The 13,947-nt window shown below is 62.9% G+C and carries 18 protein-coding genes; 12 read left to right on the top strand and 6 right to left on the bottom strand.

Features of this window, described 5'->3' with window-relative positions:
* Positions 1 to 250 precede the first annotated feature (250 nt).
* Complete coding sequence (locus AC0L15_RS17765; RefSeq protein WP_287249443.1) at positions 251 to 1,618, bottom strand: aspartate aminotransferase family protein; 1,368 nt, start codon at positions 1,616 to 1,618, stop codon at positions 251 to 253.
* A gap of 144 nt (positions 1,619 to 1,762) precedes the next feature.
* Between AC0L15_RS17765 and AC0L15_RS17760 the strand changes: the two genes are divergently transcribed.
* From AC0L15_RS17760 to AC0L15_RS17745, 4 genes are all read left to right on the top strand, one after another.
* The gene (locus AC0L15_RS17760; RefSeq protein ID WP_287249441.1) at positions 1,763 to 1,888 is read left to right on the top strand and encodes a hypothetical protein; all 126 of its coding nucleotides are present in this window, start codon (positions 1,763 to 1,765) and stop codon (positions 1,886 to 1,888) included.
* 2 nt (positions 1,889 to 1,890) lie between these two features.
* Entirely contained in the window at positions 1,891 to 3,054 is a 1,164-nt protein-coding gene (locus tag AC0L15_RS17755; protein WP_287249439.1) for an NAD(P)/FAD-dependent oxidoreductase, read from the top strand.
* 72 nt (positions 3,055 to 3,126) lie between these two features.
* Positions 3,127 to 3,351 (top strand): hypothetical protein, encoded by a 225-nt coding sequence (locus AC0L15_RS17750; RefSeq protein ID WP_287249437.1) that lies wholly within the window; start codon positions 3,127 to 3,129, stop codon positions 3,349 to 3,351.
* 112 nt (positions 3,352 to 3,463) lie between these two features.
* Entirely contained in the window at positions 3,464 to 3,823 is a 360-nt protein-coding gene (locus AC0L15_RS17745; RefSeq protein ID WP_128173110.1) for a YybH family protein, read from the top strand.
* 182 nt (positions 3,824 to 4,005) lie between these two features.
* Here AC0L15_RS17745 and AC0L15_RS17740 read toward each other — a convergent pair whose 3' ends face one another.
* Complete coding sequence (locus AC0L15_RS17740; RefSeq protein WP_023797834.1) at positions 4,006 to 4,443, bottom strand: CBS domain-containing protein; 438 nt, start codon at positions 4,441 to 4,443, stop codon at positions 4,006 to 4,008.
* Between the two features lie 221 nt (positions 4,444 to 4,664).
* Here AC0L15_RS17740 and AC0L15_RS17735 point away from each other — a divergent pair, with 221 nt between their 5' ends.
* Both AC0L15_RS17735 and AC0L15_RS17730 read left to right on the top strand, forming a co-directional pair.
* Entirely contained in the window at positions 4,665 to 5,102 is a 438-nt protein-coding gene (locus AC0L15_RS17735) for a hypothetical protein (protein ID WP_473496666.1), read from the top strand.
* A 116-nt stretch (positions 5,103 to 5,218) separates the two neighbouring features.
* The gene (locus AC0L15_RS17730; protein WP_128166599.1) at positions 5,219 to 6,409 is read left to right on the top strand and encodes an NADH-quinone oxidoreductase subunit D; all 1,191 of its coding nucleotides are present in this window, start codon (positions 5,219 to 5,221) and stop codon (positions 6,407 to 6,409) included.
* A 16-nt stretch (positions 6,410 to 6,425) separates the two neighbouring features.
* Here AC0L15_RS17730 and AC0L15_RS17725 read toward each other — a convergent pair whose 3' ends face one another.
* Positions 6,426 to 7,178, bottom strand: coding sequence for a metallophosphoesterase family protein (locus AC0L15_RS17725; RefSeq protein WP_287249435.1), 753 nt, complete (start codon positions 7,176 to 7,178; stop codon positions 6,426 to 6,428).
* Positions 7,171 to 7,983, bottom strand: a complete 813-nt coding sequence (locus tag AC0L15_RS17720) for a nucleotidyltransferase family protein (protein ID WP_023797830.1) — start codon at positions 7,981 to 7,983, stop codon at positions 7,171 to 7,173. Before AC0L15_RS17720 ends, AC0L15_RS17725 begins: the two co-directional genes overlap by 8 nt.
* A gap of 164 nt (positions 7,984 to 8,147) precedes the next feature.
* Between AC0L15_RS17720 and AC0L15_RS17715 the strand changes: the two genes are divergently transcribed.
* On the top strand, positions 8,148 to 8,432 hold the full coding sequence (locus AC0L15_RS17715; protein ID WP_023797829.1) for an acylphosphatase: 285 nt from the start codon (positions 8,148 to 8,150) through the stop codon (positions 8,430 to 8,432).
* 42 nt (positions 8,433 to 8,474) lie between these two features.
* Positions 8,475 to 8,639: a hypothetical protein gene (locus tag AC0L15_RS17710; protein WP_287249433.1), complete on the top strand. Its 165-nt coding sequence runs from the start codon at positions 8,475 to 8,477 to the stop codon at positions 8,637 to 8,639.
* Between the two features lie 197 nt (positions 8,640 to 8,836).
* On the opposite strand, the gene AC0L15_RS17705 is transcribed toward AC0L15_RS17710, so the two are convergent.
* Entirely contained in the window at positions 8,837 to 9,271 is a 435-nt protein-coding gene (locus AC0L15_RS17705) for a hypothetical protein (protein ID WP_084646611.1), read from the bottom strand.
* Between the two features lie 295 nt (positions 9,272 to 9,566).
* Between AC0L15_RS17705 and AC0L15_RS17700 the strand changes: the two genes are divergently transcribed.
* Complete coding sequence (locus AC0L15_RS17700) at positions 9,567 to 9,746, top strand: hypothetical protein (RefSeq protein WP_287249457.1); 180 nt, start codon at positions 9,567 to 9,569, stop codon at positions 9,744 to 9,746.
* Between the two features lie 179 nt (positions 9,747 to 9,925).
* Here the strand turns inward: AC0L15_RS17700 and AC0L15_RS17695 are convergent, their stop codons facing one another.
* Positions 9,926 to 10,858, bottom strand: a complete 933-nt coding sequence (locus AC0L15_RS17695) for a GntR family transcriptional regulator (RefSeq protein ID WP_236377224.1) — start codon at positions 10,856 to 10,858, stop codon at positions 9,926 to 9,928.
* 140 nt (positions 10,859 to 10,998) lie between these two features.
* On the opposite strand from AC0L15_RS17695, the gene AC0L15_RS17690 reads away from it, so the two are divergent.
* From AC0L15_RS17690 to AC0L15_RS17680, 3 genes are read left to right on the top strand one after another with little or no spacing between them, the layout of a single operon-like run.
* The gene (locus AC0L15_RS17690) at positions 10,999 to 12,198 is read left to right on the top strand and encodes a C45 family autoproteolytic acyltransferase/hydolase (RefSeq protein ID WP_473496665.1); all 1,200 of its coding nucleotides are present in this window, start codon (positions 10,999 to 11,001) and stop codon (positions 12,196 to 12,198) included.
* Complete coding sequence (locus AC0L15_RS17685) at positions 12,180 to 13,121, top strand: ABC transporter permease (RefSeq protein ID WP_287174005.1); 942 nt, start codon at positions 12,180 to 12,182, stop codon at positions 13,119 to 13,121. Before AC0L15_RS17690 ends, AC0L15_RS17685 begins: the two co-directional genes overlap by 19 nt.
* The gene (locus tag AC0L15_RS17680) at positions 13,118 to 13,945 is read left to right on the top strand and encodes an ABC transporter permease (protein ID WP_473496664.1); all 828 of its coding nucleotides are present in this window, start codon (positions 13,118 to 13,120) and stop codon (positions 13,943 to 13,945) included. The genes AC0L15_RS17685 and AC0L15_RS17680 overlap by 4 nt, the downstream gene beginning before the upstream one ends.
* Positions 13,946 to 13,947: the final 2 nt, after the last annotated feature.

The following is a 13,947-nucleotide window of genomic DNA, read 5'->3' as shown; positions in this document are numbered from 1 at the left end:
GGCAGGACAGAGGGGGGCGCTGTCCCTCCACGATCAAAGGTTCTCGTGACGGCTTTGTTTATCTGCAAAACCATTCTGATTTGGCTGTACGACGACAACCAGGGTTCCTGATCCTCTCCTGCGGCGTTATAAGGTTTTCGCAATTTTCTTAAAACGCCGCTTGCGGTCGACCGTCTTCATGTCAGGCGGCTCCAGTTATAAGAAAAATGCGGTTCTCTTATAACGGCATGATCTCGAGCGACGCGCGCCACTACAGGACCTGCTTGACCGCGGCTTCAAGCGATCTTTCAAACGCGTCGATCACCTGATCGACCTGGGGCTCGGTGATGATCAGCGGCGGGCAGAAGGCCAGTGCATCGACCATGTTGCGCGAGATGACGCCGTTCTGCTGCATGAAACCGTTGACGAGCCCGCCCAGCGCGCCGGCCGTCTCCCACGGCGTCTTGTTCGCCTTGTCGCCGACCAGTTCGACCGCCGCGATCAGGCCGACGCCGCGCACCTCGCCGACAAGCGGGTGCGAAGCGAGCTTGCGCAGCCGCTTCTGCATATGCGCGCCGACCGTGCGCGCATTGCCGACGAGATCGCGCTCCTCGATCAGCTTCAAGTTCTCCAGCGCGACCGCCGCCGCAACGGGATGGCCACCGCCGGTGAAGCCGTGGCCGAAGGTGCCGATGCGATTGCTTTCGTCGGCAATCGGCTCGAAAACTTTCTCATTGATCAGCAAGGCCGAGATCGGCAGGTAGGACGAAGAGATCTGCTTCGACAGCACCATGATGTCGGGCCTGATGCCGAAGGTCTGCGAGCCGAACATTTCGCCGGTTCGGCCAAAGCCGCAGATCACCTCGTCGGCGACGAGCAGGATGTCGTATTTCGACAGCACCGCCTGGATCTTCTCCCAGTAGCCTGCCGGCGGCACGATGACGCCGCCGGCGCCCATGATCGGCTCGCCGAAGAAGGCAGCGACGGTTTCCGGTCCTTCGGCCAGGATCAGCTTTTCCAGATCGTCGGCAAGCCGGCTCGAAAACTCTCCTTCGCTCTCATTTGGCAGCGCCTCGCGCCAGTGGTGCGGCGTCGAGGTGTGCAGCACATTGGCGATCGGCAGGTCGAAGGAATTGTGGTTGTTGGGCAGCCCGGTCAGGCTCGCCGAGGCAATGGTGACGCCGTGATAGCCGCGAATGCGGCTGATGATCTTCTTGCGCGCCGGCTGGCCGAGCGCATTCGACCGGTACCAGATCATCTTCATGGCCGTATCGTTGGCCTCGGAGCCGGAATTGGTGAAATACGCCTTGCTCATCGGCACCGGCGCCATCTGCACCAGCTTCTCGGCGAGATCGATCAGCGGCGAATGCGATTTGGAGCCGAAGTCGTGATAGTAAGGCAACTTGGACATCTGGCGCACCGCAGCGTCGACCAGCCGCTTCTCGGAGAAGCCGACCGCGACGCTCCAAAGCCCGGCCATCGCCTCGATATAGCGGTTGCCGGCGAGATCCTCGACATAGATGCCGTCGCCCTTCTCGATGACGAGTGGCCCTGCTTCCTCGTGCTTGCGGGCATTGGTATAGCCGTGCATGTGGTAGCTGATGTCGCGGGCTTCGGGAGAATTCGGTCGAGCGTCCATGATGGCTCCTGTCCTGCATGCCGGGACGTGCGTCGTGCCGCCGTTCGGCGCGCGCATCGGCCTCTGGATTAATGCTGTTTGCTGCATCCGTTTCTTGTAAGGGTGTCAAGCCCTTTTGGAAGGGCAGGCGGATGGACGGAAGACATGCAGAATTTCAGCTTCGAGGCTGCTGAACGCGAGAACCTGCGCCAAGCCGGCGGTGCGCGTGGCCAAGACCTGATTCCCGAACAGGTCACCAGCAGGCACAACAACAAGGCTGAGGTGGCCTGATCGTGGACCATGTCGACTGCATCGTCGCCGGCGCCGGCGTTATCGGCCTCGCGATCGCGCGAGAGACGGCGCGGCGCGGCATGGACACCCTGATCCTCGAGGCCGAGAACGCCATCGGCACCGGGACGAGTTCGCGTAATTCCGAGGTCATCCATGCCGGCATCTACTATCCGGCCGGATCGCTGAAGGCCCGGCTCTGCGTGGCAGGCCGCGAAAGGCTCTACCGTTATTGCCAGGAGCGGGCGGTGCCGCATGCGCGCTGCGGCAAGCTCATCGTCGCCACGGATGCCGAACAGGAGCCGATGCTCACTTCGATCCTGACCAACGCCGCTGCTTGCGGCGCGGGCGATTTGACGCCCTTGACCGCAGCAGAGGCGCGCAGGCTGGAGCCCAAGCTGCGCGGCACGGCCGCGCTGCTGTCACCCGCCACCGGCATCATCGACAGCCATGCGCTGATGCTTGCACTGCTGGGCGACGCCGAGGAGCACGGGGCAGCGCTCAGCCTCAACACCCGCATCGTCTCGGGCCGCGTTGAAGGTGGGCGCATCGTGCTCGACACGGTCGACAGCACCAGCGGCGAGCGCTTTGAAATCGCCACCGCGCGCTTCATCAACGCCGCCGGGCTCGGCGCCACGGCACTTGCCGGCTCGCTTGACGGGTTCGACCGGCAATTCGTGCCAGAACTTCGCTACGCCAAGGGCAATTACTTTTCGGTCGCCGGCCGGGCGCCGTTCTCGCGGCTGGTCTATCCCGTGCCCGAACCCGGCGGGCTCGGCGTCCATCTGACGCTCGACCTCGACGGCGTCGCCCGCTTCGGGCCTGACGTCGAATGGACCGATCAACTCGACTATCGCGTCGATCCACTACGTGGCGAGCGCTTCTACGACCAGATCCGCAAATACTGGCCGGACCTGGCCGATGGCAGCCTGCAGCCGGCCTATAGCGGCATCCGGCCGAAGCTCTCCGGTCCCGGCGAAGCCAATGCCGACTTCGTCATCCAGGACGCGGCGGTGCATGGCGTGGAGGGCCTGGTCAATTTGTTCGGCATCGAGAGCCCCGGCCTGACCTCAAGCCTGGCGATCGCCGACCATGTCGCCCAGCGCCTCGCGCCGAAGGCGGCTAGCCGAGGGCGACCCGCGCGAGCGCGCCCGCTGCCAAAAGCATAATCCAAACGCCCGTAAGCCATCCGTAAGCCGGGATCGCAGAACCTCGGTCCGTCGATCACCGGGGCCATCGATATGAAGATCCGTTTCGAAGCCATACCGAACCCAAGCTGCCGGTTCGAGATCTGGGACAATGAGACCGACGAGCCCGTAGTCCATCGCGATCGGCTGCTGACTTTCGCCTCGGCGAAGTCGGCGGCAAGGATCGCCGACTTCCTCAACGGCAGCCGCAGCCACCGGCGCCGCGCCCGCACCGCCGAATGGCGCGTTGCGGATCGCGATCTCGGCTGGGGAGGATGATCGCCAGGCTGCTCCACCTTGCGATCAGCATGGCGGAGCTTGCGGCTCGTCTTCCAACGAAACTTGGCGCAGGATCGAACGCTTTGCTACCGAGCGTCGGAGGAGTTTCGCCATGACCGATGAAGCAAGCCGCGAGCCGGCGCGTGATCCCCAGGATCTGGAGCGTCTGCTGATCTCCCGGCAGTGGGTGGGAGACATCGACGGCATGGCCGCGCTTTTTGAGCCGCATGCCGTCGTCGACAGCGGTGACGGGCGACTGACGCGTGGCCGCGAAGCGATCCGGGCACTCTTCGCCGACATCACCGCAACGGGCCGAAAATATGCCGCCGGAAATCAGGCTCCGGCTGTTGTCAGCGGAGATTTGGCACTGACGTCAACCCATCTTCCCGATGGCACCGTAACCGCCGAGGTCGCCCGCCGCCAGGGCGACGGGACATGGCTGTGGGTCATCGATCGATTCTCCGTAGCGTAGCGTCGGCCCGGATGATCCCGGAAATCGATTTTCGCTGGGAATCATGCGCAAACCAAGTGCTCGCGCGTCCGGGCGTGCGGCCCTGTAGCGCAAAGGAGTGACTCCAGTACGGTTGTGGATTCGAAGTTCCTGAACGCCGATGCCGTCGATCGAGCAGGAACTTCAAATCTGTTTATGATGCATCAGTGCGCCGTCTGAGAATGGTCGCCGCCCGGCTGCGAAATGCCGCCCAGCGCTTCGCCGGCCCAGGCGGGCTCGCCGTTCGTGGCGAGGTCGCCGAGCGAGACAATGCCAACCAACCGCCGGTCGCGGCTGATCACCGGCATTCGCCGCAGTTTGAGATCGCGCATATTCTGAAGGACATCGCCGACTTCCTGGTCGTCAAAGCAGCACTGTACCTCCGCGCTCATCACATCCCTGATCTTGGTGTCGGGACCTCTGCCCTCCGCGATGCCACGGACGGCAATGTCGCGGTCCGTGATCATGCCGACCAGCCGCTCATTCTCACCCACGGGCAGAACACCGGCGTCAAGATCGGCCATGGCTCGTGCGGCATCCCGCAAGGACTGGTCCGGACTGGCGACCTGAACTTTCCGTGTCATGCACTCGCTGATTCTCATGGCTTTCTCCTTGAGCTGCAGCGCCCCGCCGATCCTGTGATGAAGGTGTGATCAGGGGAGAATGAACGCCTGTCGGAATCGTTCTATCTTTCGACCGCTCGCGCCAGGATAGGCTCCACCATGGCCATATCCGTGACGGACGGGAACCATAATCCGGGACAATGGTTGTGTGGTCACCAGGTGATCCTCCTCGAGCAAAACGGAAAACGGAAGGAACGATCATGCGCATATTGACGACAATTGCCGCCCTTTCGGGATTGGCCCTGGCGCAGCCGATCCACGCGCAATCCACCGACCCGCAGCTTCCCCAAATCGCACCCCCGGCTCCGGAAGCCCTGCCCGATCCAAGCTTGCCCAACCAAACGCCTGACCAGGCCCTGCCTGACCAAGCCCTGTCGGATCAAGGTTTCACCGACCAGAATTTTACTGGCATTGCCATTGTCGCCCTGGAGGATTTGCCGCCGGAACTCAAGACGCAAGCCGAGGCCGTGATCACCCAGACCAGCGTTGAAGATCTGCTTACTCTGCAGAGCTCGATCGATGCCTCGCCACAGGCAGCATCGGTGCTGGCGGCGAACGGGCTGGATTCGTCGCAGGTTGTTGCCGCCAACATCGACGGCGACGGCATGCTGACTCTGATCATCCAGACAACCACGTGATTGGCGGGCACGTGATTGGCGGGCACGTGATTGGCGGGCACCTGATCGGTGGTCCGGGCGTGGCGGGCCGGAGCACTCGGCTTCGGCCCTGAAACCCGGTACAGCGGAGCAGCGTCATGGTCGAAGCCGCAGTTCGCAACTTCACCATCAACTTCGGACCGCAGCATCCCTCTGCTCACGGCGTGCTGCGCCTGGTGCTCGAACTGGACGGCGAGGTCGTCGATCGCGCCGATCCCCATATCGGCCTGCTCCACCGCGGCACCGAAAAACTGATCGAGTACAAGAACTATCTGCAGGCTCTGCCCTATTTCGACCGGCTCGACTATGTCGCGCCGATGAACCAGGAGCATGCGTTCTGCCTCGCCGCCGAGAAGTTGTTGGAAATCTCGGTCCCGAAGCGAGGACAGCTCATCCGTGTTCTGTTTTGCGAAATCGGCCGGCTCTTGTCGCATCTCCTCAACGTCACGACACAGGCCATGGATATCGGCGCGCTGACGCCGCCGCTCTGGGGTTTTGCCGAGCGCGAGAAGCTGATGGTGTTTTACGAGCGCGCCTCCGGCGCCCGCATGCATGCGAATTATTTCAGGGTCGGTGGCGTGCACCAGGACCTGCCTCCGAAGCTCCTGGACGATATCTGGGCTTTCTGCGATCCGTTCCTCAAGGTTTGCGGCAACCTCGACGAGTTGCTCACCGAAAACCGTATCTTCAAGCAGCGCAACGTCGATGTCGGCGTGATCGGCCTCGACGACGCCTGGGCCTGGGGCTTCTCCGGCCCCATGGTGCGCGGGTCGGGCGCGGCGTGGGACTTGCGCAAGGCACAGCCATATGAATGCTACCCCGAGATGGATTTCGACATTCCCATCGGCAAGAACGGCGACTGTTACGACCGCTATCTCGTCCGCATGGAGGAAATGCGCCAGTCGGTGCGGATCATGAGGCAATGCCTGGAGAAATTGCGATCGCCCGAAGGCCAAGGGCCGGTGGCAATTCCGAACCAAAAGATCACGCCGCCGCCGCGGGCGACGATGAAACGCTCGATGGAAGCGACCATCCACCATTTCAAACTCTACACGGAGGGTATTCGCGTGCCCGCCGGAGAAGTCTACGCCGCGGTGGAGGCGCCGAAGGGCGAGTTCGGCGTCTATCTGGTTTCGAACGGCGGCAATACTCCCTATCGGTGCAAGATCCGCGCGCCGTCCTTTGCCCATCTGCAGGCGATGGATTTTCTGTCGCGCGGGCACATGCTCGCCGATGTCGCCGCGATCATCGGCTCGCTCGATATCGTGTTCGGCGAGATCGATCGCTGACGAGGCGCGGGGTGTTTCAGATTTCGAGCAGGGCGTAGGGACGGCCGGTCGGCTTCGCCACGTGCATGGCGACGTTGTAGACCGGGGCACCGCCGGGCGTGCGACCTTCATAGATGCCGCGATGCGCGTGGCCATGCACCACGGCGCTGACCTTGAACCGATCGATCGTCTCCGCCAGCCGCGACGAGCCCAGGAACGGAAAAATCTCCAATGGCTCGCCAGCGACCGTCTCGACCACCGGAGCGTAGTGCAGGACGACAAGCGTACGATTGGTGCGAACCTGCCGCATTGCGTTTTCGAGCCGCATCGATTCGCTGACGCTTTCGGCGACCATCGCCTTGATCGCCGGCTCGCCGAAGGAGCCGAGCATGCGTGATCCAAAACCGCCAATGAACCCCTTCACGCCGACAAAGCCGACGTCCTTGATTTCCGTGGTCTGGCCGTCAAGAAGATGGACGCCCGCCTGCCGAAGGATGTGGGCGACGTCCTCGACCGCGCCGGATTCATAGTCATGGTTGCCGAGCACGGCGACGACCGGGATTGCGCAGGCGCGCAAATCCTCCGCAAGGATTTCGGCCTCACGCGGCTTGCCGAGATTGGTGAGGTCGCCAGTGAGCACGAGGACGTCCGCTTCGCGCGAAACTTCGCCGAAGAGATCACGGCAGGAGGCCTGGGCGTCTTCCCGCACATGCAGGTCGCCGATAGCCGCAATCCTCACGGTGCCGCCGTTCCCAACCCTTGCCGTAGCAGCGTCGTTCCTCTCAGCCATCACGAAATTCTCCTGTTCCGCCGACGCCGGCAAAACCCCACTCCTTGACGTCGATCTCGTAGTCGGTCGGCGAAAGCAGGCGCCCGCGGCAGATTTTCATTCGGGGCGTAGGCAACTCCCGCTGCTTGGCGAGCCGGTCAAGCAATTCGTCGAGCAGCCAGGCGGGAACGTGATCGCGCTCGCTCGGATAGATCCAGCGGAAATTGAGAAGCTGCATCAGCAGCACCTCCCAGTGGACTTCGAGGTAGGAAAGCAGCCGGCGCCAATCGATCTGATCCTGCGCCTTGAGGATGGTATGAGCGATGTCGGCGCCGTCGTGGCGGCTTCTGTCCTGGATGAAGCATTTGGACCAGATAAGCTCGGTCGGACCGACGATCCGCACCTGACTGCCCAGCAGCTCGATTTGCCGCGCATGCTCCAGCCACTGGTCGCCGACCGGCATGGTGCCGTTCGCCGATGCGAATATGACGTCAAAAAAATGCGTGCTCTTGAAGACCTTTCCAAGCCACCGGTCGTCCACGATCTCGACCGCATAGCCGGCTTGCTTGAAATGCGCCAGGATGCGCGCGTAGTCGCCGGCTTTGCAGAAAATGTCGAGGTCTTTGGTCTGGCGCGTGACGCCCGTATAGGCGCTCACCGCGTAGGTGCCGGCGACAAGAAAGGGGATGTCCGTTGCGGCGAGTTCGCGGATCGCCTCTGTATAAAAGACCTCGGCCTCGGCGTGTTGAAGCGTCGGCGCCGCTTTCGGATCGATCGTCGGAACGGATGCCGGGATGGCGCCTCCCGTTGGAGAATCGTTGGTCATGAAATCGTGGCTCCGAGGCCCAGCAACCTGCAGCTGTCCGTCTTTTAAACAAAGCCGCCGCCGCATGGTTCCGTTGCCGTCATAAAGCGTAAAATGTGATGGCGGAGCCTTTCTCGCCGCTGGTGAGTTGAAGGTGTGAACAAAACAACTGCACGGAGGCGACCATGGAGGACGGGCGCAAGGCGGTACGCGTCAGACTGAGGGGAAGGGTGCAAGGCGTCTCGTTTCGCGTGTGGACACGGACCGAGGCCGAGAGGCTCGGTCTGTCCGGGTGGGTTCGCAATGAGGAGGATGGATCCGTAACGGCACTGATCGTCGGAGCCGAAGGCGCGGTTTCGACCATGTTGGACCGGTTGTGGAAAGGGCCGACCGGAGCGTCGGTCTCCAGCGTGACATCCCAGGACGTCGATGCCGGCCAGGAGCCGAACGGATTCAGGATCATCGGCTAGGAGTGTGTACCGGCTTGAAGGCCAAGCCTCCGCGACGTTGCCTTGCGCGGGAGCAATCGACAGCCAGCGGTTCCGCAACAGGTCAAGGAAAAGGCGCTTGCGGAGGCAGCGGCTGTCATCGAGGATGGCGATAGCTCGATCCTCATGGAAAGCCGCGCCGCCATTGCGGAAGCAGTCCATCGTCGCTACACGGCGCCCGCCGACTGAAATCCGCGCATCCCTGTGGTATCGAGCCTATGGTTCGAGCTTCGCCGATGGCGGATCGCCGTCGAAACGGCCTATCCGCTCATCAACGACCGCTGATGCGAGGCGTGGAAATCACTTCGCCGCCCCATCACCCGAACATGCCGGCCCCCAACATAAATGCCGGCAGCGTCAATGCCGTAGCGTCAGTGCCCGAAGCGTCAGTGCATGAATATTCCCCGCAGCCAGGCGAAGAAACCAAACCTTTCGGACATTGCCGAACGGACGCGAGAGGCAGCCCATCGCGCTCGTATCGAGGCGCCGACATGGCAATGGCAGACGATTTCGTGCAGCTGCCAGTCGGTCAGCTCGAAGAAGCGCTTGGCTTCACCGTAGGTGTCATCTCTCAAGCCTTGCGCGCGAAAGATCGGGTCCTCGAAGGCAACCGTGAGAGGCGAGTCGTTGTAACGCATTTTCTCGCGTATCTCAGGGGACTTGTATTCGGTGCCGGTCAACGCTTCGAGACGTCGATCGGGATTTTTCTCCAGCAGTTTCGCCCAACGTTCGAGACGCTGGCTTCGAGTCGCTACGAGGTCTGTTGCTTCAGCGTGAACGTCGGCAACGGTATGCAGTTGGTCAAGTGTTTGGTGCTTCACGGCCGCCTCCTATTCAGCAGGTGAGTTCGTCCCACCCTGAAATGGAAATTATGGCGCTCCACGACGCCGGCAAGGCCCTCATGCGCGGACCATTCGATCACTTTTCTGACGGCCCCGTCCGGCCACGAATGCCGATGCCTGCGTGGATCATCGGAGTTCGCGTCGGAACCATAGGCATGCGTGGTCGTTCTGCGTGCGTCAGCCCGAGCGAAAACCGATCGGAACGGGTGGCTTCAAAATCCCAGCCGACGTCGGCGACCCGCCAGGCAGAGTGCGAGCGGAAGGAAATCACACCATGGCCATTCTTCCCACTCCCGAACCAATGCCCACTCCCGCGCCCACACCGCCGCCGTTTCCTGAACCGAAGCCGGTGCGTGAGCCGGACCCGGACAGACTTCCCGACGAAGCTCCTGTTCCCAATCCGGATGAAAATGATGCGCCGCTGAAAATCGGTCCCAAAAATCCCGGCATTTGACGGAGCGGAGACGCTCGTTCCAGATCGGCCAGTCCCCCATGGATCCGAGATGGCGTCGGCGCGTTGGCTCACTGAGCGGCCCGCATGCGGGCTGCGTCGCCGTCGTCTCGGTGCTGTCAGTGGTGATCAGGCCCGGAAAATCACGACGGAAATGCTCATCGTCGCGGACATAGCAGGCATCAGATCGAGCGCTGCGGCGAAGCGAACTCGGATGCCTGCCTTAGATGCTGGCGCAGCAGCGCCTCGGCCCATTCGATCTCGCCCGCCTCGACGGCGTCGAGGATGGCCAGATGTTCCCGGCAGGACTGCTCGATGCGTTCCGCCGGCAGTTCCTCGAAACCCGCCGACTCCTGCAACCGGCGCAGATTGTTCTGCTGGCGCACCGCATCCGCCAGGAACCGGTTGCCGGAACAGGCCGCAAGCCCTTCGTGAAAGGATGCGTTGATCCGGAACCATTCGTCGCCGCCGATCAGCGTCTTGCCCGTCGACACGATCGCCAGGATGCGCTGGTGAGCGCGGCGGACCGGCGCCAGTTGCTGAGGATCCGCATTGAACATGGGTGACCGCAGCGCCGCGCATTCGACGGCCGTCCGGAATTCATAGCTTTCCCGGTAGGCGTCCTCGCCGACCAGTGTGTCGGCGAAACGCCAGCCATGCCCCGGCAGGCGCTGCACCAGCCCTTCGGCGGCAAAGCGGAGCAAAAGCTTGCGCACGACGCCGCGCGACACCTGATAGCGCGGCATCAGTTCCGCCTCGGACACCTCCTGCGGCAGCTGGCCGAGCGCGCGCTCACGCATCATCCTGCGGTAAAGCTCCTCGAGCGGTGAACTGGGCAGGATATCCTCAGGGTCGAGGTCGGCGACCTCGCGCGCCAATTGCAGCCCCCTCGTCTCGAACGGGCTCAAGATGCCCTGGGCGACCAACAGCTCCAACGCCGCGCTGATCGGAGAACGCGAGACGCCGAAGGTGCGGGCAAGGTCGGGCACCGAGACGCGGGTTCCAACCGTCCAGCCCGAATCCCTGATCCGCTCCAGGATCCGCCGCGCCAGATCGATCTGCAGCGGACTGGCCGCCTCGCCGCGTGCCGGCCGGTCGATGATCGTTTCATTCATAGGCGCTTCCTCAGGCGTTCGCATCTTCGCATTATAGATATGCGCCACGCAGTTCGAACTGGCAATCTATCGAATTTTCCTGCTTTTCATTCAATCAAAATGCATTAGTATCCGAACTCAACGAGTTGAGGCTTCCCTTGATGACAACAGTCGCACCTTTTCCGCTTGTCGAGATCGATGGAGCGCCGAGAGCGCGCGGCATGGCCTATGGCGAACAGGCGCGCGGGCGCATCGGCGCTTCGGTGGCGCTCTACGCCGGCCAGCTCGACCGGTTCGGCTTCGGGCGGGACGATGTCGCGCGGTTCTCCCAAATCTTCCTGCCTCGCTTGCGGCAATGGGCGCCCGATCTCGTCGAGGAAATGCAAGGGATCGCGTCAGGCGCCAATCTCGACCTGTCCTCGATCGTCCTGGTCAATGCGCGTACCGAAATCCTGCAGCTCGCCCGGCGGGAGAAAGGCATTTCCGACGACGAGCCCGACGGCTGCACGGGCGCTGTGATTTTGCCGGAGGCTACCCGCAACGGCAGGCTCATCCATGGCCAGAACTGGGACTGGAAGGCCGAATGCGCCGAGACCTCGGTGGTGCTGCGCATCCGGCGAACGGACGGGCCGGACCTCCTCACCTTCACCGAAGCCGGCGGACTGGCGCGCAGCGGCTTCAACGCCGCCGGCATCGGCATCACCGCGAACTATCTCGAATCGGACCGCGACTATCGCGAGATCGGAATTCCGCTGCCCTTCATCCGGCGCCGGGCGCTTGAAGCGCAGCATTTCGCCGACGCCATCAAGGTGGTGGCGACGACACCGAAATCCGGCTCCAACAACATGATCCTGAGCACCGCCGAGGGGTTTACGGTCGATTTCGAATGCGCGCCGGACGAGGCCTTCGCCATCTATCCGGACGACGACATGATCGTCCACGCCAATCACTGGCAGAGCCCAGTGGCGTTGTCGAAGCTGCGCGAAACCGGGCTTCGCGACGTGCCGGACAGTCTCTATCGCGACCACCGCGTGCGCCGTCGCCTGTCGGCGCGGCATGGGGACGTCACGATCGACGAGTTGAAGGAAGCCCTGTTCGACGATTTCGCTTCGCCGTTCAGCGTCTGTCGTCCGCGGATCAGGAAGAAAGGCGGCAATCTCTCGGCGACGGTGGCGATGATCGTCTTCGAACCAGCCGCCGGCGTCATGGAGATCGCACCGTTGCCGGCCGAGAACCGCGAATTCACCCGCTACGAACTCACCCTCGACGACGAGGTCCGCGAGCGCGCCGAGAAGGCGATACTGGCACGGGGGCGACCTTCGATATCAGCACAGGAGAAACGATGGTCCGCTTTGTCCTGACCCGCATCGCCAGCGCCATACCGACCCTGATCCTGGTGTCGGTTGCGGTCTTCGTGATGATGCGCTTCATCCCGGGTGATCCTGCGACGTTGATGCTGGGAGACCTCGCACAGCCTGGACAGGTCGAAGCCATGCGGCATCAGATGGGCCTCGACCAGCCTGTGGTGGTGCAATATCTGATCTGGGCCGGCAACGTCCTTACAGGCGATTTCGGGCGCTCGATCGGCAGCGGACAGGAGGTGCTGCCGCTGATCCTCGACCGCTTCGCCGTCTCATCGATCATCGTCCTCCTGGCCGTGCTTGTCGCCTCCGCCATCGCCGTGCCGGCCGGCATGCTGGCCGCCTGGAAGCAGGACAGTTTTGGCGACATCACCGTCGTCGCCACATCGACCATCCTGCTCTCGATCCCCAGTTTCTGGCTGGGTCTGATGCTGATGCTGATCTTCGGCCTCTATCTCGGCTGGCTGCCGATCGTCGGCTACGTGCCCTTCAGCCGCGACTTCGCGCAAGCCGCTCTCTATGTGATCCTGCCCGTGGTCACCCTGGTGCTCGTCGAGTCCGGCCCGATCGCGCGCATGGCCAGGGCCAGCACGATCGAGGTGGCGCGGCTGGAATACATCACCCATGCACGGGCAAAGGGACTTTCCGAAAGCGCTGTGATGTGGCGCCATGCTTTCAAGAACGCCTTCGCGCCCACCTTGACCCTGATCGGCTTGGTGCTCGGCAGCCTGCTTTCCAGCATCGTCGTCATCGAGACCGTCTTCACCATTCCCGGCCTCGGCCGGCTGCTGGTCGATGCCATCTATGCCCGCGACTATCCGGTGATTCAGGGTACGATGCTGTTCGTTGCCTTCATCTATGTTGTGATCAACCTTCTCGTGGACCTCGTCTATCCGCTGCTCGATCCGAGGGTCGCCGCATGATCGCCCGTGTGCTCGGCCGGCCCGGCCTGAAATTCAATGCGACCTTCGGGATCGCCGTCACCGGGGCATTGATCCTTCTGGCCGTGTTCGGCCCGTGGATCGCGCCCTACGATCCGCTCAAGCTCGATCTGCCGTCGCGCCTCAGCGGGCCCTCGCCCCAGCACCTGCTCGGCGCCGACGAGTTCGGGCGCGACGTGCTCAGCCGCCTCGCCAGCAGCGCGCGGACCAGCGCCTGGATCGCTTTTGCGACAGTCGCCTTCGCCTTGATGCTCGGCATCGTGTTCGGCGTTCTCGCCGGTTTCCTGCGCGGCTGGGTCGATCGCGTCGTCATGATGGTCAACGACGCCTTCCTCGCCTTCCCCGGCCTGCTTCTGGCGCTCGGCCTGATGGCGGTGATCGGCGCCAGCCGCGAGGGTATCATCGTTGCGCTCGGCCTTGCCTATATGCCGATCGTGGTGCGCGTGGTGCGGGCCTCGGTGATGTCCATTCGCGAGCGGGAATATGTCGAGGCCTCGCGGGTGATGGGCAACAGCGAGATCATCACCATGGCGCGGCACGTGCTGCCCAACTGCGTTGCCCCGATCATCGTGCTCGCCACCACAATGTTCGGCTGGATCATCCTGTCGGAAAGCGCGCTGAGCTTTCTTGGACTGGGCGTCCCACCTCCAGCGCCGAGCTGGGGCAACATGCTGTCGACGGCTCGGCCCTATATCGGCCAGGCGCCGCATCTGATCATCCTGCCGGGTCTCTGCATCTCGATCACGCTGCTCGGCATCAACATGCTGGGCGACGCGGTGCGCGACTGGCTCGATCCGAAAATGTAGGT

This window comes from Mesorhizobium sp. WSM4846, assembly GCF_055811415.1.
This window is presented reverse-complemented; position numbering and strand designations above follow the sequence as displayed.

Coding starts and splice junctions, on each gene's coding strand:
- AC0L15_RS17695 (WP_236377224.1), bottom strand. CDS start 10,858: ATGAATGAAACGATCATCGACCGGCCGGCACGCGGCGAGGCGGCCAGT.
- AC0L15_RS17745 (WP_128173110.1), top strand. CDS start 3,464: ATGACCGATGAAGCAAGCCGCGAGCCGGCGCGTGATCCCCAGGATCTG.
- AC0L15_RS17680 (WP_473496664.1), top strand. CDS start 13,118: ATGATCGCCCGTGTGCTCGGCCGGCCCGGCCTGAAATTCAATGCGACC.
- AC0L15_RS17685 (WP_287174005.1), top strand. CDS start 12,180: ATGGTCCGCTTTGTCCTGACCCGCATCGCCAGCGCCATACCGACCCTG.
- AC0L15_RS17765 (WP_287249443.1), bottom strand. CDS start 1,618: ATGGACGCTCGACCGAATTCTCCCGAAGCCCGCGACATCAGCTACCAC.
- AC0L15_RS17735 (WP_473496666.1), top strand. CDS start 4,665: ATGCGCATATTGACGACAATTGCCGCCCTTTCGGGATTGGCCCTGGCG.
- AC0L15_RS17750 (WP_287249437.1), top strand. CDS start 3,127: ATGAAGATCCGTTTCGAAGCCATACCGAACCCAAGCTGCCGGTTCGAG.
- AC0L15_RS17760 (WP_287249441.1), top strand. CDS start 1,763: ATGCAGAATTTCAGCTTCGAGGCTGCTGAACGCGAGAACCTGCGCCAA.
- AC0L15_RS17725 (WP_287249435.1), bottom strand. CDS start 7,178: ATGGCTGAGAGGAACGACGCTGCTACGGCAAGGGTTGGGAACGGCGGC.
- AC0L15_RS17715 (WP_023797829.1), top strand. CDS start 8,148: ATGGAGGACGGGCGCAAGGCGGTACGCGTCAGACTGAGGGGAAGGGTG.
- AC0L15_RS17730 (WP_128166599.1), top strand. CDS start 5,219: ATGGTCGAAGCCGCAGTTCGCAACTTCACCATCAACTTCGGACCGCAG.
- AC0L15_RS17700 (WP_287249457.1), top strand. CDS start 9,567: ATGGCCATTCTTCCCACTCCCGAACCAATGCCCACTCCCGCGCCCACA.
- AC0L15_RS17740 (WP_023797834.1), bottom strand. CDS start 4,443: ATGAGAATCAGCGAGTGCATGACACGGAAAGTTCAGGTCGCCAGTCCG.
- AC0L15_RS17720 (WP_023797830.1), bottom strand. CDS start 7,983: ATGACCAACGATTCTCCAACGGGAGGCGCCATCCCGGCATCCGTTCCG.
- AC0L15_RS17690 (WP_473496665.1), top strand. CDS start 10,999: ATGACAACAGTCGCACCTTTTCCGCTTGTCGAGATCGATGGAGCGCCG.